Below are 421 nucleotides of genomic sequence, written 5' to 3'. Positions count from 1 at the left end.
GGGTGTCTCCTGCGCGGAGACCATCACCAGATCGAGCACCCGGTGCTCGTCCAGGTCCTCGGCCGGCGCCTCGTGGACGATCCGGCCCTCACGCACGACCAGCACCCGGTCGGCCAGACCCAGCACCTCGGGCACCTCGCTGGACACCAGCAGCACCCCGATGCCGTCATCGGCCAGCTTGCGCACCAGCGCATACAACTCCGCCCGAGCCCCGACATCCACACCACGCGTCGGCTCATCCAGCAACAACAACTTGCGGTCCTCGGCCAGCCACCGCCCCAGCACCGCCTTTTGCTGGTTACCACCCGACAACGTCCGAATCGGCCGCCGCGGATCAGGCGGACGAATGTCCAACGCCTCCGACAACCGCTTGGCCTCGGCGAACTCACTCCGCCGATCCAGCCAGCCCAGCCACCGCGGC

General features: G+C 68.9%; 1 protein-coding gene. It reads right to left on the bottom strand.

Features of this window, described 5'->3' with window-relative positions:
* Positions 1–421, bottom strand: a 421-nt coding sequence (locus QSK36_RS43135) for an ATP-binding cassette domain-containing protein (protein ID WP_285786452.1), incomplete at both ends; no start/stop codon positions are given.

Origin of the sequence: Microbispora sp. NBRC 16548 (assembly GCF_030268985.1) — a bacterium.
Lineage (GTDB): Bacteria > Actinomycetota > Actinomycetes > Streptosporangiales > Streptosporangiaceae > Microbispora > Microbispora catharanthi.
Note: the sequence above shows the minus strand (reverse complement) of the source record. Positions and strands in the feature narration are given on the sequence as shown.